This window comes from uncultured Ruegeria sp., assembly GCF_947504215.1.
Taxonomy (GTDB): Bacteria; Pseudomonadota; Alphaproteobacteria; order Rhodobacterales; family Rhodobacteraceae; genus Ruegeria.
The window spans coordinates 31,612-52,282 of the sequence record NZ_CANNGO010000001.1; the positions used below are offsets into that span (position 1 = coordinate 31,612).

The 20,671-nt window shown below is 55.4% G+C and carries 20 protein-coding genes, 2 pseudogenes and 1 other annotated feature; of the genes and pseudogenes, 13 read left to right on the forward strand and 9 right to left on the reverse strand.

All coding sequences use genetic code 11. The features are described 5' to 3' along the window. Nucleotide 1: 1 nt before the first annotated feature. The 4 genes from Q1B21_RS00180 to Q1B21_RS00195 form a co-directional block, all read right to left on the reverse strand. A complete protein-coding gene (locus tag Q1B21_RS00180; protein WP_299078741.1) occupies nucleotides 2–487 on the reverse strand; it encodes a (2Fe-2S)-binding protein in 486 nt (161 codons plus the stop codon). Between the two features lie 149 nt (nucleotides 488–636). After that, a complete protein-coding gene (locus Q1B21_RS00185; protein WP_299884460.1) occupies nucleotides 637–1,638 on the reverse strand; it encodes a molybdopterin-binding protein in 1,002 nt (333 codons plus the stop codon). Continuing rightward, nucleotides 1,635–2,603 (reverse strand): XdhC family protein, encoded by a 969-nt coding sequence (locus Q1B21_RS00190; RefSeq protein WP_298932224.1) that lies wholly within the window; start codon nucleotides 2,601–2,603, stop codon nucleotides 1,635–1,637. Before Q1B21_RS00190 ends, Q1B21_RS00185 begins: the two co-directional genes overlap by 4 nt. 224 nt (nucleotides 2,604–2,827) lie before the next feature. Beyond that, on the reverse strand, nucleotides 2,828–3,373 hold the full coding sequence (locus Q1B21_RS00195; protein ID WP_299884464.1) for a hypothetical protein: 546 nt from the start codon (nucleotides 3,371–3,373) through the stop codon (nucleotides 2,828–2,830). A 41-nt stretch (nucleotides 3,374–3,414) separates the two neighbouring features. Here Q1B21_RS00195 and Q1B21_RS00200 point away from each other — a divergent pair, with 41 nt between their 5' ends. Continuing rightward, complete coding sequence (locus Q1B21_RS00200; RefSeq protein WP_299884467.1) at nucleotides 3,415–3,819, forward strand: hypothetical protein; 405 nt, start codon at nucleotides 3,415–3,417, stop codon at nucleotides 3,817–3,819. A 10-nt stretch (nucleotides 3,820–3,829) separates the two neighbouring features. Here the strand turns inward: Q1B21_RS00200 and Q1B21_RS00205 are convergent. The 3 genes and pseudogenes from Q1B21_RS00205 to Q1B21_RS00215 form a co-directional block, all read right to left on the reverse strand. Continuing rightward, nucleotides 3,830–4,579: pseudogene (locus Q1B21_RS00205) on the reverse strand (DDE-type integrase/transposase/recombinase); the annotation flags it as partial. Then, nucleotides 4,279–4,395 (reverse strand) — a sequence feature (AL1L pseudoknot). It overlaps the preceding pseudogene by 117 nt. Nucleotides 4,580–5,197: 618 nt before the next feature. Beyond that, on the reverse strand, nucleotides 5,198–6,427 hold the full coding sequence (locus Q1B21_RS00210) for an L-rhamnose isomerase (protein ID WP_299884470.1): 1,230 nt from the start codon (nucleotides 6,425–6,427) through the stop codon (nucleotides 5,198–5,200). A 12-nt stretch (nucleotides 6,428–6,439) separates the two neighbouring features. Next, nucleotides 6,440–8,542, reverse strand: a complete 2,103-nt coding sequence (locus Q1B21_RS00215) for a bifunctional rhamnulose-1-phosphate aldolase/short-chain dehydrogenase (RefSeq protein WP_299884473.1) — start codon at nucleotides 8,540–8,542, stop codon at nucleotides 6,440–6,442. A 187-nt stretch (nucleotides 8,543–8,729) separates the two neighbouring features. Here Q1B21_RS00215 and Q1B21_RS00220 point away from each other — a divergent pair, with 187 nt between their 5' ends. From Q1B21_RS00220 to Q1B21_RS00260, 9 genes are all read left to right on the forward strand, one after another. After that, entirely contained in the window at nucleotides 8,730–9,533 is an 804-nt protein-coding gene (locus Q1B21_RS00220) for a DeoR/GlpR family DNA-binding transcription regulator (RefSeq protein ID WP_298934040.1), read from the forward strand. A gap of 46 nt (nucleotides 9,534–9,579) precedes the next feature. Then, nucleotides 9,580–10,578, forward strand: coding sequence for a rhamnose ABC transporter substrate-binding protein (gene rhaS, locus Q1B21_RS00225; RefSeq protein WP_299884477.1), 999 nt, complete (start codon nucleotides 9,580–9,582; stop codon nucleotides 10,576–10,578). Between the two features lie 74 nt (nucleotides 10,579–10,652). Next, nucleotides 10,653–12,200, forward strand: a complete 1,548-nt coding sequence (locus Q1B21_RS00230) for a sugar ABC transporter ATP-binding protein (protein WP_299884480.1) — start codon at nucleotides 10,653–10,655, stop codon at nucleotides 12,198–12,200. Further along, on the forward strand, nucleotides 12,197–13,177 hold the full coding sequence (locus Q1B21_RS00235; protein WP_299884483.1) for an ABC transporter permease: 981 nt from the start codon (nucleotides 12,197–12,199) through the stop codon (nucleotides 13,175–13,177). The genes Q1B21_RS00230 and Q1B21_RS00235 overlap by 4 nt, the downstream gene beginning before the upstream one ends. Next, nucleotides 13,174–14,157, forward strand: coding sequence for an ABC transporter permease (locus tag Q1B21_RS00240; protein ID WP_299884486.1), 984 nt, complete (start codon nucleotides 13,174–13,176; stop codon nucleotides 14,155–14,157). The genes Q1B21_RS00235 and Q1B21_RS00240 overlap by 4 nt, the downstream gene beginning before the upstream one ends. Further along, complete coding sequence (gene rhaM, locus Q1B21_RS00245; RefSeq protein ID WP_299884489.1) at nucleotides 14,157–14,471, forward strand: L-rhamnose mutarotase; 315 nt, start codon at nucleotides 14,157–14,159, stop codon at nucleotides 14,469–14,471. The genes Q1B21_RS00240 and rhaM overlap by 1 nt, the downstream gene beginning before the upstream one ends. Then, nucleotides 14,468–15,844: an FGGY-family carbohydrate kinase gene (locus Q1B21_RS00250; RefSeq protein WP_299884492.1), complete on the forward strand. Its 1,377-nt coding sequence runs from the start codon at nucleotides 14,468–14,470 to the stop codon at nucleotides 15,842–15,844. Before rhaM ends, Q1B21_RS00250 begins: the two co-directional genes overlap by 4 nt. A 530-nt stretch (nucleotides 15,845–16,374) precedes the next feature. After that, entirely contained in the window at nucleotides 16,375–16,956 is a 582-nt protein-coding gene (locus Q1B21_RS00255; protein ID WP_299884495.1) for a helix-turn-helix domain-containing protein, read from the forward strand. Between the two features lie 118 nt (nucleotides 16,957–17,074). Beyond that, a complete protein-coding gene (locus Q1B21_RS00260; RefSeq protein WP_299884498.1) occupies nucleotides 17,075–17,341 on the forward strand; it encodes a hypothetical protein in 267 nt (88 codons plus the stop codon). Nucleotides 17,342–17,509: 168 nt separating this feature from the next. Here the strand turns inward: Q1B21_RS00260 and Q1B21_RS22330 are convergent, their stop codons facing one another. Further along, the gene (locus Q1B21_RS22330) at nucleotides 17,510–17,632 is read right to left on the reverse strand and encodes an integrase core domain-containing protein (RefSeq protein ID WP_366525392.1); all 123 of its coding nucleotides are present in this window, start codon (nucleotides 17,630–17,632) and stop codon (nucleotides 17,510–17,512) included. A gap of 97 nt (nucleotides 17,633–17,729) precedes the next feature. On the opposite strand from Q1B21_RS22330, the pseudogene Q1B21_RS00265 reads away from it, so the two are divergent. From Q1B21_RS00265 to Q1B21_RS00270, 3 genes and pseudogenes are all read left to right on the forward strand, one after another. Next, nucleotides 17,730–17,968 (forward strand): annotated as a pseudogene (locus Q1B21_RS00265) (IS3 family transposase); the annotation flags it as partial. A 103-nt stretch (nucleotides 17,969–18,071) separates the two neighbouring features. Further along, entirely contained in the window at nucleotides 18,072–18,308 is a 237-nt protein-coding gene (locus tag Q1B21_RS22335) for a transposase (RefSeq protein WP_366525389.1), read from the forward strand. Between the two features lie 601 nt (nucleotides 18,309–18,909). Continuing rightward, nucleotides 18,910–19,410, forward strand: a complete 501-nt coding sequence (locus Q1B21_RS00270; protein ID WP_299884501.1) for a hypothetical protein — start codon at nucleotides 18,910–18,912, stop codon at nucleotides 19,408–19,410. Nucleotides 19,411–19,414: 4 nt separating this feature from the next. Here the strand turns inward: Q1B21_RS00270 and Q1B21_RS00275 are convergent, their stop codons facing one another. Next, nucleotides 19,415–20,671, reverse strand: coding sequence for a VWA domain-containing protein (locus Q1B21_RS00275; RefSeq protein WP_299884504.1), 1,257 nt, complete (start codon nucleotides 20,669–20,671; stop codon nucleotides 19,415–19,417).

A 20,671-nucleotide genomic window follows, 5' to 3' on the forward strand; every position in this document is an offset into this window, starting at 1 on the left:
ATCATTCGGCAGCGATGCTGCTGACGTCCTGACCGGATGCGGCCATGATCGCTTTGACGATATTGTGATATCCGGTACAGCGGCACAGATTGCCTTCCAGGTACTTGCGCACCTCTGCTTCGGTTGGGCGCGGATTGTCCTTCAGCAGCGCAGCCGCGCTCATCACCATGCCTGGCGTGCAAAAACCACACTGCAGGCCGTGATGATCTTGAAACGCCTGCTGGATCACATTCAAGGACCCATCTGCATTCGCCTGACCCTCAATCGTGCCAACATCAGCGCCATCCGCCTCAAGCGCCAGCATGTTGCAGGATTTAACCGCCTCACCATCCACGTGCACAACACACGCGCCGCATTGGGCCGTGTCACAACCGACATGCGTTCCGGTCAGTGACAAGTGATCACGCAGAAAGCTGGAAAGCAAAGTGCGGCCTTCGACGTCGCCGCTCACAGACTTACCGTTCACGGTCATAGAGACCTGTGTCATAGATTCCTCCCATTTTATATTTTTGCTTGTTTCGAGTTAAACACGGGAATTTTCGTTTGAGAACAAAAATCTTGTCGCAATACGCAAGACAAAAGTCGCAAAAGTTTCACGGGCAATCAACGCAAAGCCAGCGGTATACATCAGCCGCGTTACTTCTTCCGTTGTGCGCGCGGTTGCGGTCGGGTCGGGATTTCCTTGAGCAAACCGCCAACACCCATCCCGGCGATATCCGTTCCCGTCGTCTCAATTCCGCACGCGACCCGGGACAGAACCCAATCAGCGCCGTTCAATGCCGGAGACCGTGCACATCCCGGCAGTCCAATCACCGGACGTTTCCCAAGTGCGCCCAAAAACAGAAGGTTCCCAGGATCGACAGGCATGCCGAACCGATCTACCGCGCCCCCTGCGACGCGGACGGCCGCGGGCGCAACATCATCAAAATCCGAAGTAGCAGAGCCGGTCAGGATCAGCACCAATTGCCCATCTACGCCCGAGATCGCGGCCGCAAGCGCCTCAGTTTCATGCGGTACGATCTGGACATCACACAAATCCATGCCCAACGCCTCGACCCGCCCCCGGATCGCTGAAACGCCTTTCTCGTTTGGCGGGCCGCCGGGAATATCCGTGACAACCAAACCGGCGCTCTGATGCACCGGGCGGACAAGACGGATAACGTCCCGAGCCAAGTTCGCGGCACGCATTACGTCTGCTCTGGGCACGGCGTAAGAAATAACTTTTATGGTCGCCACCATGCCCGCCGCGCCCATTTGCTGGTACTGCGGAACAGTTGCGACTGTGATCATCGGATTGACCTGATTGAACTGCTCTAACGCTGCCACATCCAGCACGGCCACGCCGGGCCCATCCGCCAACAGGTTTACACGACCGGTGAACGCTTCGGTCACCCGAAGATTAGCAGATGCGGGGTCCGTCGCCAGCGCTTTTGCCAGGATACGTGCGGCTTCGTCCTCATGACAGTCGCCGGGCTCCAACCGGGCTACGATGACCTCTTCGACGCCCGCTTTGGCCAGTTGAGCCACATGTTCAGGCAAAAGGGACAGGCCCTTGCGAAGCTTCCGGCCAGCGGCTGTTACAGAATGCGCCAGGATTGCGCCTTCGGATTGTGCAACCGGGATCGGTCCAAATTTCATACCCTTCCTCTCAGCACGGCGGTCATCTGCGCCAGGATCGCTACCGCGATTTCTGCAGGGTCCGATGCGCCGATATCCAGCCCAACCGGCCCATAAATCCGTGAAATCTGCGCGTCGGTGATGCCCGCATTCTGCATTCGTTCGACGCGTTTTGCATGGGTTCGCTTGGACCCCAGCGCACCAATGTAAAACACACCTGCCCGCAGCGCGGCTTGCAGCGCCGGGTCATCTAGTTTCGGATCGTGGGTCAGAAGAACGACGGCCGTGCGCGAATCCAATCCCAATTTGGCGACGGCCTCATCCGGCCAGTCCGTCAGGATCGTTTCGCCGGGGAACCGGTCGTCAGAGGCAAACGCCTCGCGCGGGTCAACGATGGCCGGATCATACCCCGCAATTCGCGCCATCGGCACCAAGGCCTGCGCGATGTGAACCGCCCCAACGACGATCAAACGCAGCGGCGGGTTGTGCACGGCCACAAAAGTCCTGCCATCCTCTTCAAAACCAGAGCGATCCATGCGCAGCCTTTGGCTATAGCCAGTTCGGCGCAAAGCGCGGCGGCCGGTGTCAACATTGACCTCATAGGCCAGCGGTTCGCGTGCCGCCCGCGCCTCGACCAGTTCGGCCAGCATTGGTTCGGGCAAGACCTGACCAATGGGCTCAACCAAAACCCGAATGGTCCCTCCGCAAGCAAGCCCGACAGCGAAGGCATCTTCGTCGCTTACGCCGAACTCAAGCAGGCGGGCTTCGCCCTCGTCGATAGCTTCCAGCGCTTCAACGATTACGGCGCCTTCTACACAGCCGCCCGACACAGACCCTTCGATCCGACCGTCTCCGCCAATGGCAAGTTGCGCGCCAACACGGCGCGGCGCACTGCCCCAGGTTTCAACAACGGTGGCAAGGGCGGCGCCGCGGCCACTGCGAAACCATTCCAGCGCTGTCTCTGGACTGTTGTCGAATCGATCCATCGAACCCTCCCGGCGTGTTCCGATCCAACATAAGGCGCTTTGAGGCAATAAAAAGTAAGATCAACCCAAGAAAGTGAAGCGTCGAAACCGACTTCGCGGCAAAGTAGTGAAAGAACGCCGCCACATTCCCGGAGGCAGAGCATTGAATGTCAATACCCCAGGCTCTAGCCTGCCGGTAAAGCAGATATTGTGACTTTCCCTTTATGTCGGCGTCCGGTGAAATTTTAACCCACTGATAATGAGCAATTATTTGCATTTCTGCCATTTAGAGGCGAAATTTTATCCGGGCAAAACCTGACTCTGATCGACAATAGAGCAAAGAAAACGCTGCTCAACGCGGAGTGATTGTCGAGATGCGGCGCGGCGCTTGTCGCCGTTCGATGCTTGTCCATGGAACGACCCAGTACGTTCCAGCCCGTGACGGAACAATGCGGATGGCCCCGCGTTGAGAGGAAGCGCGGCTGCAAACGAAGTTGCCTGAGCGTCTTCAGTTCACCGAATGTCAGATCCAATTGTCTGACCAATTCGCGCGGACCGATGCCGTCATCAGTGAATATCTCCATTGCACCGCACAGTTCATCGCAGTCAAGCCGTACCGCAGCAAAATCTGATGATCCTAAAAGCTGAACCGAGCGTGTTACCTGGCCACCGATGAGCAACCTTGCGATCTTTGCTGTCGTGGTCGTCGGTTGGAAGCACGCCTCAGGAATTGAACAAAAATTTGCTGGCAAGGTCTCGACACGACTATTCGTAATGCGATCCAAGAGCATCCGAATATGATGGGGTCGGATGTCATGAACCGTCGTTTTTCGTGACTGAGGTTCCGCATTTTGAAGGCCGCACCACAATCAATCAAAGGCTCGAAGCCCCTAATGCCAATATTCAGCCTTGCAGCGCTCTTTGTTGCATCAAGGCTGTTGACGACGGCGTTGATCTACCTTCGGCGACGCTTCCTATCAGCCCTCGGGTCACGGGTCAGCGGCAAGCCGGTTTGAGCGAGCAAGCGTTCTCGCTGCAGCGCTTTGCGAACCCAGACCGCAAATCTATTGGTGTGCTGGGCAAGTTCGGCAATTTGATTGTTGGCGAAGTGCTCTTCTGTTCATGCCGATGCCAGGTTGACCAAGTGAAACCGTCCCTGTTTGAACATAGCTCTTTCATTGGTTGTCGAACGACCTTTCTTACTGACGGATTCGCGGATTTCGCAGCCCATCTTTGAACCTAGCGCGGCCTACAGACGGCTCGATCTCGGCTTCAGCCAAACGCTCTGTGTATCGTATGGAGAGGGATAGCCCGCCACGGCCCGAGTGGTGGAACAATCCATCTTTCTGAACAGGTCGTCGATCATGCAGGGCTTGTTCCAGAGCATCGAGAACAAGCTCTGTCTTGGCAGACCGCGAGACCCGCCATTCCACGATGCGGTCAGCGAATGTGTTGCTGACGAAGGCGACATAGACAATAGCTTGCCAGGTCGACGTACTGGTAAAATCATCAACCCACAACAAGTTTGGCGCTGGGGTCCGGAACACGCGGCTCACCTTATCACGTGGACAAGGCGCTGACGTGTCCAAGACCGTCCTTTTGACCACCGTTCCGCGAACGGCACCCCGGATGCCAATCTGTTTCATTCGGCGCTCTACCGTGCAGCGCGGCATGCAAGTTGATGATAGCAAGTTGACGGCGCAAACAGCAGCACCCTTCAGATCGCCTCGACACGGCAAACAACGCGTTAACCTTCATTGAAGGCGATCATCGCTTCAGTGGGCGGTCGAATTCCGCCTGCGCAGAATACGCGCTTGCCTTGCACAGGATCTCATTCGCTTGGCTTAGCTCGCGGAGTTCACGTTTGAGAGTTTTGATCCGCTCCCGTTCCCCGGTCGTGATACCGTCGCGCATACCGCTTTCTTTCTCGTCCTGCTTGACCCATCCGCTCAAGGTCTGAGGAACACAGTCGATCTTGGTGCGATAGCCACGATCGCGGTGCGGCTTCCTTCTAGAGCTTTTCAAATGTCCGCATTGACCAAGATGACATTGAAACTTTGCATCTGCAGCGAAGGGCTGCTTCCCTGAAGGTTTTCGGCAAGTGGTTGCGGCGCGACGTTTTCTTTTAACGCTGAGGGCGGCCCGCGTTGACAAACCTCTAAACGAGGAAGCCGCGAAGGTCTGGGACCTGGCTATTGGGAAAGCGCTCCAGCGGTTGACGTCGACGCTACCACACGCGCGTCGCGGGTGTGTTGGACGCACCGGTTTCAGCCGTTCTTCTCCACTTTGGTGGCGTGTATTCCGTGGACCGAGCTGGCGCGATGCACTCGTCGCTGTCATTTCGAGCGATGGCCGTAGGAGATTTCAACCGATCGACCAAAGATGACCGGTACATTTTGAGTTGGATTGGGTGAAGTTCTGCTCTGGCAGAAGTGGCAGACCATAGTGAGGTCAAAAAATTCAGCGAAAGCCTAGGAATATAAGAGGTGCGCGCGCCATAACCGGTCACATTAGGTTGGAACGATTGCGCACCATAGAGGACCGCAATTGCCCCAGTCCAAAAGAAAGAGTGCCGAGTTCATGGCTCATGTGACGTCGACTCTGGCGGGCGCAGGTTATCTGTCGGCAACCGAATTTTGATAGGCCTCGAGTCTCGCAATCAATTCTGTACCAACCGACACTTGGTTTCTTGCACAGAACTCTGCCCAAACGGCGCCATAAGGAAGGTCCTTGAGCTCCTCGGTTAGGGCCAGTCTGGCGGAGAAATCTAGCTTGTCCTCTGCTGCCCGTAAGGTCTCCCACGGTTTAAGAAGAGCTTGCAACAAGGCTTTTTGCATGTTGCGGGTCCCAATTACCCATGCGGCTGTACGGCTAATCGTGGCGTCAAAAAAGTCCAACCCGATGTGAGTGCGACCAAGAAGGTCTGCACTGACCAATTCGTGGGCCATTGCGAGTATGTCATCGTTCAGGAGGATTACGTGGTCACTGTCCCATCTCATGGGGCGCGACACGTGCAACAGGATCTCCGGCATTGAAAGCGATACTGCTGACAGCTTGTCGGCGATGTCTTCAGTGGGATGAAAGTGCCCCATGTCCAGACACAATAGCGTGCCCTTTCGGATCGCGTAGCCGAGATAGAATTCGTGGCTGCCCACCGTGCAGGCCTCGACACCAATGCCGAAGAGCTTGGATTCAACGGCGTCCAACATGTTGTCCTTCGCTTGCAACAGCATTGAATCCAACGAAGCCTCAAGCCGCGCCCTGGCCGCCATACGGTCGACTGGGATGTCCTTGTAGCCATCGGGCACCCAAATGTTGTTGACCGATGGCGACCCGAGTTCCTCGCCCATCTTTGAAGCGATGTCGCGTGTGCGACGACCGTGTTCGATCCAGAAGTCACGGATGCCCTCGTCAGGGTGAGATAGCGTAAGATTGTCGTCGGATTTGGCGTGCGCAAAGAAGGTTGGGTTAAAGTCCAGTCCGATGCCTTGGTTCTTCGCCCAGTCGACCCAAGGGGCGAAATGGCGGTATTCGATTTCGTCGCGATCAGGGGTCTCTTCTGTGTCCAGATACATGGCGTGCAGGTTGAGCCGGTGCTTGCCTGGAATTTGCGAATAGGCGAACTCCAAATCGGCTCGAAGTTCATCGGGATTGCGTGCCCGCCCGGGATGGTTTCCCGTCGCTTGTATGCCACCGCCGGACGAGCTGGTCTGGTTTTCAAATCCGACAACGTCGTCGCCTTGCCAGCAATGTACCGAAATCGGGATGTCCTTCAGGCGATCGATTGCGGCCTCGGTATGAACGCCCCAATCCGCAAACTGTTCTTTAGCGCTCTCGTAACCCATTCTCTTACCTCTTTACCGCGTGAACGCCTGAACATTACCTGAGTCGACGTTCAGGATATTTCCGGTTGACTTGGAGGAGGTTTCGGCTGCGAAGAAATAGCAAGCCTCCGCAATGTCCTCTGGCAAGACGGCGCGCTTTAGCATCGACCGGTTGCGATACATCTCCTCAAGGCCTTCCTTGTCGGTGCCATAGGTCGATGCACGCTGGTCCAACCAATCGCCTTCCCAGATCTTAGAACCTCGCAGAACAGCATCCGGGTTCACGACATTGACCCGGATCCCGGCTTCAGCGCCCTCAAGAGCAAGACAACGAGCGAGGTGGATTTCCGAGGCCTTAGCCGTGCAATAGGCCGACGCGTTAGGCGATGCCGCAAGCCCGTTTTTCGAGGCGACGAAGACAATCGACCCGCCCATGTCCTGCACTCGCATCACCTTGAAGGTCTCGCGGCTGACCAGGAAGTAACCGGTCGACAAAACATCCATGTTCCGGTTCCAAAGCTCCAGCGAGGTTTCCTCGACCGGAGCGGAAGACGCGATGCCTGCGTTCGAGACCAGGATGTCGATACCGCCGAATTCGACAGCTGTTTCGGCAATGGCGCATGCCACAGCAGCTTCGTCGGTCACATCCATTAGGGTAGAGCGCAGCACATCCTTACCGAATCTCTGCTTCAGAGCGTTTTCCGTGGATGCAAGACTGTCAGCGTTGATATCGGCGAGCATTACGCACGCGCCCTCTGCCAAGTAACGCTCCGCCGTTGCCGACCCAATCCCACCCGCGCCGCCCGTGACCATCGCCACGCGACCGGCAAGCGATTTGGGCTTGGGCATGCGTTGAAGCTTAGCTTCTTCCAAGAGCCAGTATTCGATGTCGAAGGCTTCCTGTTCGGGTAGCCCGCAGTATTCGCTCACCGCGCTTGCCCCGCGCATCACGTTGATTGCGTTGACATAGAACTCGGCAGATATCCGGGCGGTCGCTCTGTCCTTGGCAAAGGTGATCATGCCGACACCCGGAATCAGGTAGACAACCGCGTTAGGGTCTCGAAGTTTGGGCGAATTGTCGTGTTTGCAACGCTCATAATAAGCCGCGTAGTCGTCGCGATAGGCGGCGACTTGCGCCGGAAGGCCGGCCAGAACCGCGTCGATGTTTTTCTTTACAGGATCGAAGCCGACAACGAGGGGGCGGATTTTCGTCCTAAGAAAGTGATCAGGGCAAGAGGTGCCAAGCGCCGCGAGGGGTTCCATGTCCTTGGCATTTACAAACTCAAGCACGGCATCGCTGTCGCTGAAATGCCCAACCATATGCTGATTGTCGCTCACGAACCCGCGGATTGCAGGCATTAGGCGCGCAGCAATGGCGCGACGCTCAGATGGTGCAAGGCTCTCATGCTTTTCGCCACCAAAAGCTGGAACATCAGATGTGCGCTTTGCCAACCAACCGGTTGCGACATTGATCACGTCGATCGTACAATCGTAGCAGTCCTTGGCGGTATCAGCCCATGTGAAGAGACCATGGCTCTCCAGAACCACACCGTCGGCATCAGGGTTTTCAAGGCAGTATTTCTCCAGCCAAATGCCTAGCTCATAGCCGGGGCGCTTCCAGGGCAACCAGCCAATACGGGTTCCAAAAATTTCTTGGGTCAGTGCACGTGAGTTTCGTGATGCCGCAATTGCAATGATCGCGTCTGCGTGGACGTGATCAACATGTTTGCGTGGCACATAGGCATGCAGCGGGGTGTCGATGGATGCCGCCCGCGGATTTAGTTTGAAGGTGCAGTGCGGCAGGTAACCGACCATCTCGTCTTCAAACTCCACACCTCTGTAGAGCCCTTTTAAAGCAGTCAGCTTATCCATGTAGAGCGTCGCGAATCCATCAAGCTTCATCGAACCGATGTCACCCCCGGATCCTTTGACCCAAAGGACTTCGACATCCTTGCCACTCAACGGATCGGTCTCGATGATCTTCGCTGAAGTGTTCCCTCCGCCGTAGTTCGTCACGCGTTTGTCTGATCCAAGGATATTTGAGCGGTACAGCAGTAAGTCCGATTCGGACATTCCTGCCGCAACACTCTCATCCCACCGGTTCTCCAGAAGCTGATTCTCTACCGATTTCAACATGTTGCCCTCGCTGTTGCCTGGATTCGGCGGTGACTTTGTGTTCCGTTTAGCCTTGCCTTGATCCGGCAATATGTCAATCAATAACGATCAATATCGGTCATGCTGCGCCGCAGAATGATCGATATTGACTGAAAATGATTGACAGATGCACCGAATCTGCGCACCGTTCAAGACATGGGAGGCCTACTTGCACGAAAAAGAACGACATAGGATTATTCTCTCGGCGATTCAGGATCGGCCAGTCGTGACCGTCGTGGACTTGTGCAGCCTGACGGGCGTGTCTGAGGCGACCATTCGGCGCGATATCTCGACTTTACACATGCAAAAGAAGCTCCGCCGTGTTCGCGGAGGCGCTGAGGCTATCACACCACCGCAGTTCGTTGGACTTGCCGGTCGCCCGTTCTCGGTCAACGAGACTTTGAGAATAAACGAAAAGCGGGCCATCGCCCGGGCCGCAGTAGAGATGTGCGAAGATGGCGACAGCATAATCATCAACGGCGGTACAACGACATTCCAGATGGTGCACCCGCTTGCCAATCGGCGGCTGCAAGTTTTCACCAACTCGTTCCCGATAGCCGAACATCTCCTGAAGCACTCTAAGAACACAGTCATGCTGTCGGGCGGAACAATCTACCGTGAGCAGAACATTATTCTGTCCCCGTTCGACAACGACGTGACCCGCAACTTCTACGCCAAGCGAATGTTCATGGGCGCGCAGGGCCTGGGACCAATTGGCCTGATGGAGGCTGATCCTCTGCTGATCCAGGCCGAGCAGAAGCTAATCGGCCAAGCTGACGAACTCGTCGTTCTCGTCGACAGCTCGAAGTTCAGCCAGCGGTCCAGCCTGGTTCTTTGCCCGCTCGATCGCATCAGTACCGTCATTACGGATGATGGCGTTTCTGACAAAACGGCGGCCATGCTGGCGGCCGCAGACGTAAAACTCATCGTCGCTAATTCTGGCAGCATTCAAGAGAAAGGGGCGGCCTCCTGACCACCTCATCGACTAACCATAACAAGCCACCTTAAGGGAGAATCAAATGAAACGTCGAACTTTCACTTCAGTCGTTGCCGGGCTTAGCCTAGCGGCAAGCATGTTGGGATCAACGGCTATGGCGCAGGAAAACATGCGCATTGCGCTGGTTGTAAAAGCCCTGGGAATTGGATTCTTCGAGGCGGCCGCCGAAGGCGCTGAAGAGGCTGCTGGAGAGCTCGGCAATGTCGAGATCATTTATACCGGTCCGACCGACACTACGGCGGAAGGTCAAATCGAGGTAATCAACTCGCTCATCGCGCAAGGCGTTGATGCCATTGCGATTTCAGCAAATGACCCTGACGCGGTTGTACCTGCGCTCAAAAAAGCAATGGAGCGCGGCATCACTGTGATTTCGTGGGATTCGGGCGTCGCCCAAGAGGGACGCCAGATGCATCTGAACCCATCGTCGACACCGTTGATCGGCAATACCATCATCAAGCTTGCCGCTGACCATATGCCGGACGGCGGTGATGTTGCGATCCTTTCCGCGACTGCTACAGCGACTAACCAAAATGCTTGGATCGAAGCCGCAAAAGCGGTTATACCCGACTATGCAGGCGTGAACCTTGCCGCGACTGTCTACGGTGATGACCTGTCCGACAAATCCTACCGAGAGGCTCAAGGCCTTATGTCCACCTACCCGGACCTCAAGGCGATAATCGCACCAACGACTGTTGGGATTCTCGCGGCATGCCAGGCCGTTACAGACGCAGGCAAGATTGGTGAAATCAACGTTACTGGTCTGGGTTTGCCATCTGAAATGGCGGGCTGTGTAGACTCCGGCGCGACCAAGAGCTTCGCGATCTGGAATCCGATTGACCTAGGTTACTCCGCAACCATGTTGGCAGCGGCGATCGCCAACGGCGCTGAGGCTGCTCCGGGCGCTGAGATCCCGATGGGTCGGATGGGAGCCGTAACGTTGGACGATACCAATACAGCGGCCATGGCTGATCCGTTCACCTATGACAGTTCAAATATCGACCAGTTCAAATCGATCTTCTGATCTGAACGGTTTCCGGCGCGGGCTTTTGATCCGCGCCGGTACAATCACAATCTCTTAAAAACCCAATCGAGCCCATGCAGTTGGAGATCAGACCAAACGTGTCTAGCCGAACCGCCCCAGACATCGATCCCCTGCTGTCGCTTTCGGGGATTACGAAGACTTTCCCGGGTGTGCGGGCGCTGTCGGACGTGTCTCTGAAGCTTTTCCCAGGAAAAGTGACGGCATTGGTTGGCGAAAACGGCGCGGGCAAATCGACCGTCGTCAAGGTTCTGACGGGAATTTACCAGCCAGACGAGGGCGGCATCCGGATCGGCGGCCAACCGGTGCGCTTCCCGACTCCACAATCGGCAGAAAACGCCGGCGTAACAGCTATCCACCAAGAAACCGTTCTGTTTGATGAATTGTCGGTCGCCGAAAATATCTTCCTTGGGCACGCCCCGAGGAGCAAGTTCGGACTTATCGACAAAAAAGCAATGGTCGCGCGCGCCCGCGAGATACTGTCGGGCATCGGTGCCAAGATCGACCCTGGTGCAACGCTTAAGGATCTTGGAACTGCAAACAAACATTTAGTGGCCATAGCTCGTGCGCTCTCTATCGATGCTAGCGTCGTGATCATGGATGAGCCAACAGCAGCATTGAGCCAGAAGGAAATCGAAGAACTCTACGAGCTCGTTGAGAACCTGAAGCGTCAAGACAAGGCAATCATGTTCATAAGCCACAAGTTCGATGAGATCTTCCGTATAGCGGACTTCTACACTGTTTACCGCGACGGCCAGATGATCGGCGAAGGCGCCATCGAAGACGTCAATGAACCAGAACTTGTAAAGATGATGGTCGGGCGGGACGTAAGCCAGATTTACCCAGATCGAGATCATAACATTGGTGACGAGGTGCTTGCAGTCGAAGGCTACGAGCACCCGACGGAGTTCGCGAACATCGGGTTTACGCTCCGGCGAGGTGAGATCCTGGGGTTTTACGGGCTGGTTGGAGCGGGCCGTTCGGAGTTCATGCAGGCCCTCTTTGGTATCACCCGTCCCTCTGGCGGCAGTGTAGCAATCGACGGCGCGTCGATCACCATCCGCTCTCCAGCAGAAGCAGTGGCGAGCGGTATCGTTTATGTTCCTGAGGACAGGGGTAAGCAAGGTGCGATTGGCACTTTACCAATATTTCAAAACGTGACGTTGCCGTCGCTGGCACGCACGTCGCGCTATGGTTTCCTCAAACTTGCCGAAGAATTCAAACTAGCGCGCGAGTACACCGAACGCCTCGATCTGCGCGCTGCGTCTTTGGACACCAATGTGAACAATCTTTCGGGCGGAAATCAACAGAAAGTCGTGATCGCTAAATGGCTCGCCACTCAACCCAAGGTGATCATCCTGGATGAACCGACCAAAGGTATCGATGTTGGGTCAAAGGCGGCGGTGCATGAATTCATGGCAGAGCTTGCGGCTCAGGGCCTCGCGGTCATCATGGTCAGTTCGGAGATCCCAGAAATCGTTGGCATGTCCGACCGGGTTATCGTGATGCGCGAGGGACGGATTGAAGCCGAGCTGGATCGCAAGGATATCACTCCGGAAACGCTAGTTACTCACGCCGCCGGAATCAGTGAGGCAGTGCAATGAAGCAGATACTTGCCTCTCGTGAGCTTCTGCTACTTACCGCGATCGGATTGCTGCTCATGCTGATTGCGTGGCGCTTTCCGGGTTTCGTCGTCCCCTCAAATCTTGTTGTTGTCTTTAATGACACCTCGCCGCTGATCCTGCTGGCGATCGGCCAGATGATTGTCATTCTGACCAGGTGTATCGACCTTTCCATCGCTGCAAACCTTGCTTTGACAGGCATGGTCGTTTCGCTGGTCAACATTGCCGTGCCCAGTTTGCCAATCATCGTCATCGTATTGATCGCAATTGGGTCCGGCACAGTCTTGGGAATGTTGAATGGCATTTTGGTTTGGAAACTCGCCATCCCGCCAATCGTCGTGACGCTTGGCACACTGACCATTTTTCGTGGCATCATCTTCCTTCTTACCGAGGGCAAATGGGTCAATAGCCACGAGATGAGCGATGCCTTCAAGGCCGTTCCACGAACGGATATTTTCGGCTTACCGGTCTTGAGTTGGATCGCAATCGCCGCAGTGATTTTGTTTTCAGTCATAATGACGCGAACAACCCTAGGGCGCGCCTTCTACGCCGCAGGAGGCAATCCTCACGCCGCCACTTATGCCGGGATCAACGTTGGTCGAACACAGTTCTGGGCTTTCACGATATCGGGGGCCATAGCGGGCCTAACAGGATATCTCTGGGTCTCCCGGTTTGCCGTTGCCTATGTAGATGTCGCGGGCGGGTTTGAGCTAACTGTCGTTGCGGCCTGCGTTATTGGTGGAGTGTCCATCATGGGGGGCATAGGTACAGTGCAGGGTGCACTTTTGGGTGCGCTGTTTCTCGGGATCATCGCAAACGCGCTGCCGGTCGTGAACATTTCACCCTTCTGGCAAATGGCCATCTCAGGCGGTGCGATCATTATTGCCGTCGTCTTGAACGCGCAGGCCAACCGCACGCCCGGTCGCATCATCTTGAAACGCGCGGAGCATGCGACATGAGTTCCACTCGTAGCATCCCCGATCGCCTGCGATCGCCAATAGAACGAAACCTTAAGAGCTGGGAAAGCCTGCTGTTGCTAGTCGCCGTCGGCATATTTATCGCCAACTCGTTCGCGTCTCCTTATTTCCTGAACGCCTGGAACCTCTCCGATGCAACGTTCAACTTCACGGAAAAGGCGATGATCGCGTTTGCCATGGCTCTGCTCATCATTTCTGGCGAAATCGACCTTTCTGTCGCAGCTATCATTGCATTGGCATCAACGGCTATGGGGGCAGCGGTGCAAGTTGGCGTCGGGACCCCCGGTTTGATCTTTATTGGGATTGCTGTCGGCCTATTGTGCGGCGCGTTTAATGGTGTTTTAGTCACGGGTCTTGGGCTGCCGTCTATCGTCGTCACAATCGGTACCATGAGCCTGTTTCGTGGCCTCAGCTTCATTATACTTGGAGATCAGGCCTATCGGGGCTACCCGCCAGATTTCGCCTTCTTCGGGCAAGGGTACGTTTGGTGGGTGATCTCGTTTGAGTTGACGCTCTTCGCAATCATCGCGGTTATCTACGCAGTCCTTTTGCACATGACCAATTTCGGGCGTGCGGTTTATGCGATCGGCAACAATTCGACGGGCGCGCTGTTTTCCGGGATTCGCGTCGGCCGCATAAAGTTCATCTTGTTCCTGCTAACCGGCCTTATGTCCGGGGTCGCGGCGATTTGTTTGACGTCACGACTTGGCTCAACGCGGCCATCCATCGCCTTCGGGTGGGAACTTGAGATTGTGACCATGGTCGTTCTCGGCGGCGTTAGCATCCTCGGCGGCTCGGGATCTATCCCCGGCGTTGTCATTGCAGCATTTGTCATGGGGCTGGTGACTTTCGGGCTCGGCTTGCTGAATGTGCCAGGGATCGTAATGTCGATCGTAATCGGCGCGCTCTTGATTTCGGTTATCGCGCTGCCGAGGCTCTGGTCGATGTGGAGATCTGCCTAATGGAAAAATACGCCTTCAAGATGCATCTCAATCCGGGCTGCAAAGACGAGTACAAGACACGCCACGACGAGATCTGGCCCGAGCTTGTCACCTTGCTGAAGGATGCAGGTGTGTCAGATTATTCGATCCACCTGGACGAAGAGACCAACACCCTTTTCGGCGTTCTTTGGCGGACCGAGGAGCATACGATGGACGCCCTGCCCGGACACGAGGTCATGCAGCGCTGGTGGTTGCATATGGCAGACATCATGGAAACGAAACCCGACAATGAACCGGTAGCGGAGCCGCTAACGCCCGTGTTTCACATGCCATGACAGCCCGCCACGTCGCTGTCATCGACATCGGTAAGACCAATGCGAAGCTTGCTCTAGTAGACACATTTGATTTGTCCGAGATTGCCGTTGTCACTCTGCCAAACACTGTCCTTGATCGGCCTCCATATCCACATTTCGATGTCGAGGGAATCTGGGTATTCCTCCTCGACTCGCTTGCCGAGTTTCATAAAGAACAGGGTGTCGATGCGATCTCTATTACCACTCACGGCGCATCCGGTGCCCTGATTGCCGCCGACGGGAGCCTTGCAGCACCGATACTCGATTACGAGCATACAGGGCCCGACAGTGTGGCCGCGGACTACAACGCGCTTCGATCCGCCTTCGAGGAAACCGGATCGCCAAGGCTGCCGGTGGGACTTAATCTTGGCGCGCAAATCCACTGGCAATTCACCCGGGACACTTCGCTTCGCGACCGCACGAAAGCCATCATCACTTATCCGCAATACTGGGGTCATCGGTTGACCGGAGTTCTCGCCAGCGATGTGTCGTCCCTGGGCTGCCACACTGACCTCTGGAACCCCTACAAAGCGGAGTTTTCTTCACTCACCGACCATCTCGAAATCAGAGACAAGCTGGCTCCGGCGCGAAAATCCACCGATGTTCTCGGTTCTTTATTGCCGGATATTGCATCCAGAACCGGCCTCAGGCCCGACACACCTGTCCTTTGCGGTATTCACGACTCCAACGCATCGCTCCTAACTCATGTAATGCGGCGCAATCCTCCGTTTTCAGTGGTGTCGACAGGGACATGGGTCATAGTCATGTCCGTCGGAGGGCCCAAAGTGGTGTTGGACGCAACCCGCGACGCCTTAATCAATGTGAGCGGTCTGGGCGAACCAATTCCTTCCGCCCGCTTCATGGGCGGTCGAGAGTACGAAGTGATCCGGGCTGGCCAAAGCGCGACTTGTGATGCAGCTGTGCTGAGCGCAGTCGCGGAAAACGGCCCTCTACTTATGCCTGCTGTCGTACCTGAGAGCGGCCCTTTTCAAGGGCGCGTGCATCATTGGATTGGGTCAGAACCCGAGCAGGGTACGCCAGGACGCATCGCCGCACTTAGCTTCTATCTTGCATTGATGACGGCGGAATGCCTGTCGCTAACAGGGCATCGGGGCCCGATCGTCGTCGAAGGCCCTTTCGCCACAAACAACGGCTACTGTGAAATGCTCCGCGCAGCAACAAACTGGCCCATTTTTGTCTCCGAAAGCGCAACTGGGACAAGCCAAGGTGCTGCTCTGCTATCATTGAAATCGCACGCGCTTCCAGACAGCCTAGAGCCGAGTCCATTCAGGTCGGCCAACGACCCCGCTTATCGCGCATACGCGGAGAGGTGGCGGAGGGCCACAGTTATCTGAGGTGCTGTCGAGCGCTCTGTCCAAATCGGGGAAGCCATCGGCACCGCTTCGACACCTGAATTCTACGAGCTGATGAATGGCCATTGTCGGTCGGCGCGTATTTCATGCGCGCCCGCTGGTTCTTCTGGCTGCACAAGCGCTTCTTTCCAATATTCTACAGTGCAGCTAATGTCTGCCTTGGAAAAGCAGTATGGAAAGGCCAAGGACGCCGCGACGACCAGAAAGGACCATCGCGACGTATTGCGAGGACAACACTCTACTGATTCCAGATGGCCTATTCGACTTCGAAGATGCCCACCAGGTGATGGCCCAAAGAGGCGCAAGTATCTTCCAAAATTTATTCAAAAGAACGTGCTGGGTGTTGAGTTTTTCACAAACGCCCCGTGTCTGGCCTACGTAGTGCGTGGTCAAGAGACAATCTACGACTTTGATGGGGCGGAGATACGCGTCAGCGCTGGCGACATGCCGATGATGCCTCGTCACCACCATATGATCTCTGACTTCACAAACGCAGATGGACCCCTCGAAGCTTGGCTGTTCGTTTCAACGATCAGGTCATTGAAGAGTTCCTTCAGGTGACGTCCGCAACCGGCGCACAAACCGCCCCCTGTATGCCATCGCTTTTTGTCGGCAAACCTTGCCTAAAGGCCTATGAAGCGGCGCTGAAGGAGGTCTATGCTGGTCTGGACGCTCCTTTTGCGCTCATCAAAGCAAAGCTGCTCGAACTCCTTCTTTTGTTGGATTTGCACGACGATCAACACCAACTTAAACGATTTCTTCTAAATTCCGACCGCACAAAAGGACGACGCAACATCAAGCAGCTGATGCGCTGTCACGTCGACCACGGACTTACCGTCGCCGATTATGCGTGTTTGTCTGGACGCTCGCTGTCGTCGTTTCAACGGGATTTCAAAAGGACCTTTGGGATGGCGCCAGGGTCTTGGCTACGAGAAGCCAAGTTGGCCAAAGGCCGGGAATTGGTGGAAAGTTCGACGCTGTCCATCGAAGAGGTCGCCCATGACATTGGGTACGCTGACGCGTCACACTCCATTAAAGAAATCCGCCGTGATTTCGGCGAGACGCCAAAACAGATGCGCCTGAAACTCGCATAACCTTTTGACCGAATATCACGATTTTTGGGGTAAAGCTTACATCAATACCGCCCAATTCTGATCAGTCTCCACGCAACCAAAGCTGGAGACTAAAATAAGTATTTGGGTAACACTGGAAATGACCGTCAAAGTCGAAGCGTTCGACGCACTGTCGGTCTTCTTGCGAGAAAACTTGCCAAACGTTCGTGGCTTTGCGGGAGCGTTTCTTGTCAATCTGTTCTACGATCCCGAGACGCGCACGGTCCTGCTTCAAGAAGAATGGGCCAGCAAGGAACATCATATGGCTTATCTTAGCTTCATCCAAGACGCTGGTGCCATGGACGCGTTGCTTGGCTTCGTGGAGGGTGCCCCTGAGGTAACATACTATGAGCGGTTGGTGATGTGATGCTGCGAAGCTCAGAAAGAAGCATCTCGAGACGGCACGCTACTGGTGCCTTTGGGGGTGACCAGCATGCCTGCGCTCGGCTCATCCGTTCCAAGGCCGAGGGCGCATGTTTATGGCCTGATGCGGTCGGGCACGATTGTGCTGTCTGAGCCAGGTATTGATGACGACCTAGGCCTTTTTGGTCGTGTGGAACCACCCGGCATTGAGAACTTCCCGGCGCGATGTTCCATTGAAACGCTCATTGTTCCCATTCTCCCAGGGTGACCCGGGATAGATTTGGACCGGTTTGATTCCTACCTTTCTTGTCCGATATCGTCACCTGCGGGTCTGATTGGGGGATTTGCATAACGGAAGGCTTCTGGCTCATCAGAACCGTCAAGGAGTGAAAATGAGAGGGAAAGCGGGAACCAAAAAACCGACGGCCGGTCGGGTCGTCAAAGACATCCGCCGCAAGACGCGCAAGTATCGCTCGACGGACGGAAGATCCGCATTGTATTGGAGGGCCTGTGTAGCAAGGAGAGTATCGCTGCGTTGTGCTAGAGTGAGGGAATTGCCACGAAGCTCTACTATTCTTGGTCGAAGGAGTTGCTGGAGGCGGGAAAAAAGCGCCTTGCTGGTGACACCGCAAACACGCCGCATAATCAAACCAACAAGACGCGCCAAATTCTCAATTAGTTCGAGCAGCCATATGTTCGAAAATCTCTGATCGCGGACACAGAGAGATGAACTGATGCACGCTGCTAAGCAGAACACATTGGCACGTTGCCTTTTGACAGTGCCGGGAGTCGGTCCCATCGTCGCGCTCAACCTCTTTGCGACAGTCGATGATACAAGTAGGTTCCACAGGTTGACCGATATTGGTTCCTTTTTGGGTTTGACGCCAAGACGAAATCGAGCCGGTGAGATCAATAGATCGTGTCATATCTTCAAGTGTGAGTATGCCGAGATGCGACACCCGCTTGTGTAAACAGCCACATCCTCGATGACGCAGTTCAGGCGGTTCTTACCTTTCAAACCTTGGGCAATCCGGCTTAGCGCGCGCAAAATCGCCGTGTCCTCCGCGCCATCTGGCTCGACGGGACAGTGTTTGACTGGACAAAGGTGTCTCTCACCTGGCAAACAGACTACCCGGCTGAGGAAAGGGCGAGTTTGGCGTCCTCCGCGACGGGGGCAGACCGATCTCGGGAAAAACGGTCGAGGTGGCGCACCCAGCATCTACCTGGTGAAAGACACTCCAGACGATCAGTCCTGGATGCCATCACGAAGCAGCACCACCCGACTTCGGAATGAGCCAAGACCCCGGCGGGCAACAAGCCCAACGCTCTTGGCATTCCCGCGATCAGAGAACCGCTTCCCGCCCGAGGTGTCGACTTTAGTAGATCATAATCTCAACTTTTGGAGCGATTCCATGAAACCGAAAAGTGGGTAGCCTAGGTTGATCAATGGGGTGGAAAACCTTACCAATGTTGAGGGTTGCTTTCTTGGTCGACAAAAGTTGCGTTTGTCGCCAGACGACGTAGACCTTCAACCCGCTGTCCGCTTTGAACATTTTATATCGGAGACAATAGTTGAAACGCATTCTTACACTGGGAACGGCGATAGCTCTTTTGACCTCAACCGTCGCATGGGCTGATACATTTGAACGCTTTGGCGAAGTCGAGGGCTGGAAAGTTTTTATCGACGTTGAAAAGAAATCCTGCCTGATAGAAGCTGTCGACGATGCTGAAAACGTGGTCCAGATGGGTCTGACCGAGGACCGTGGCGTTGGTTACGTAGGTGTTTTCACCAAAGCCAAAACCAACATCAAACGCGGTGAGAAAGAGGCTGTGGCGATCCTGTTGGGTGACAACATCTATCTGGGCGAAGCGACCGGCATGAAAGGTAACATTACCAAAGGGTATTCCGGCGGTTACGTCCTTTCAGACGACCCCCAATTCGCCGATGATCTGGCCAAGAAAAAGGTCATGATCGTTTTCCCCGAGAAAGAGTTCGCTTTCACGGTAGATCTGATAGGCACCTATAAAGCCATCGAAATGGCGCGCGAGTGTAACGAAAAGCAGCTTGGATAAAAGTTCAGGCAGAAAGCGCGGACATCAACCGCGCTTTCTCACCCACGTCGTCAGGTTTTGAAATAACAGCCGCCAGATTTTCTAGCGAGGCGATTGAGTGTCCCGCGCGGAAACTATCCACATGCGGCAACATTGATACAATTCCCTGCGCCTTGGGCGCAAACTCATCCCAGCGCAGAAGCGGGTTGAGCCAGATCAGACGATGAGAGGACAGGTGTAACCGCTCCATCTCTTTCGCCAACGCATCGGGTTCGCCCCGGTCCAGACCATCCGAGATCAACAGAACCACAGCACCCTGCCCCATGACACGGCGTGACCAATCCCGGTTGAAGGCATGCAGACACTCCCCGATCCGTGTTCCGCCTTCCCAATCCTGAGCCTCTGAGCCCGCCGCAGCCAATGCAGCGTCCACATCACGTTGCCGCAGGTGACGGGTAATATTTGTCAGCCGAGTTCCGAACGTGAATGCGTGAACCTTGGCCCAGCCCGCGCCTTTGGTGTTCGAGACGGTATGCAAGAAGTGCAGAATAATGCGGCTGTACTGGCTCATCGAACCCGAGATATCACACAGAGCCACCAGATTGGGCCAGCGCGGCTTGGGTTTCATTCGGGCAATGTCGCGTAGCTCACCCCCCTGCCGCATGGCAGCGCGCAACGTGCGCCCCCGGTCTATGCGATGACCCAGATGACTGGCCTGCCCCCTGCGACTGGCAATAGGTTTGACGGGCAAATTCAATTGCGCCAGCAGACGTTTGGCCTGCGCAACTTCTGCGGTACTCATCTGTTCAAAATCAAGGCTGCGCAAACGTTCCTCGGATGACGCGGTTTGCGACGCATCGATTTCAAGCTCGGTCTCGCCTTCGTCTTCGCGGGACTCGGGAGGGTCGCGTTCCACACCATCCAACAAAGCTTCGGCCGCGCGCTTTTCTCCGGCATCGGCCTTGCGGTCCTTTTGCACCCCGCGAATTGCAGGCAGCATCATGGACATCATATGTTCAAGGTAACGTGGATCACGCCAGTAGAGGCGGAAAACCTGTGCGAAAACCGTACGATGCTCGGGGCGATTAACGAAACAGGCGTGAAGCGTCCAATAGAAATCCTGTTTCTCGGTGAAGCCCGCCACCTGAACCGCACGAATGGCGTCAACGACGCGACCTGTACCAATGGGCAATCCGGCCTTCCGCAAAGCCCGCGCAAAATGCGTTATATTCTGTGCCAGTTTCGGGTCGTCGGGGATATCGATTGGGAGTTGTTCTGCCAT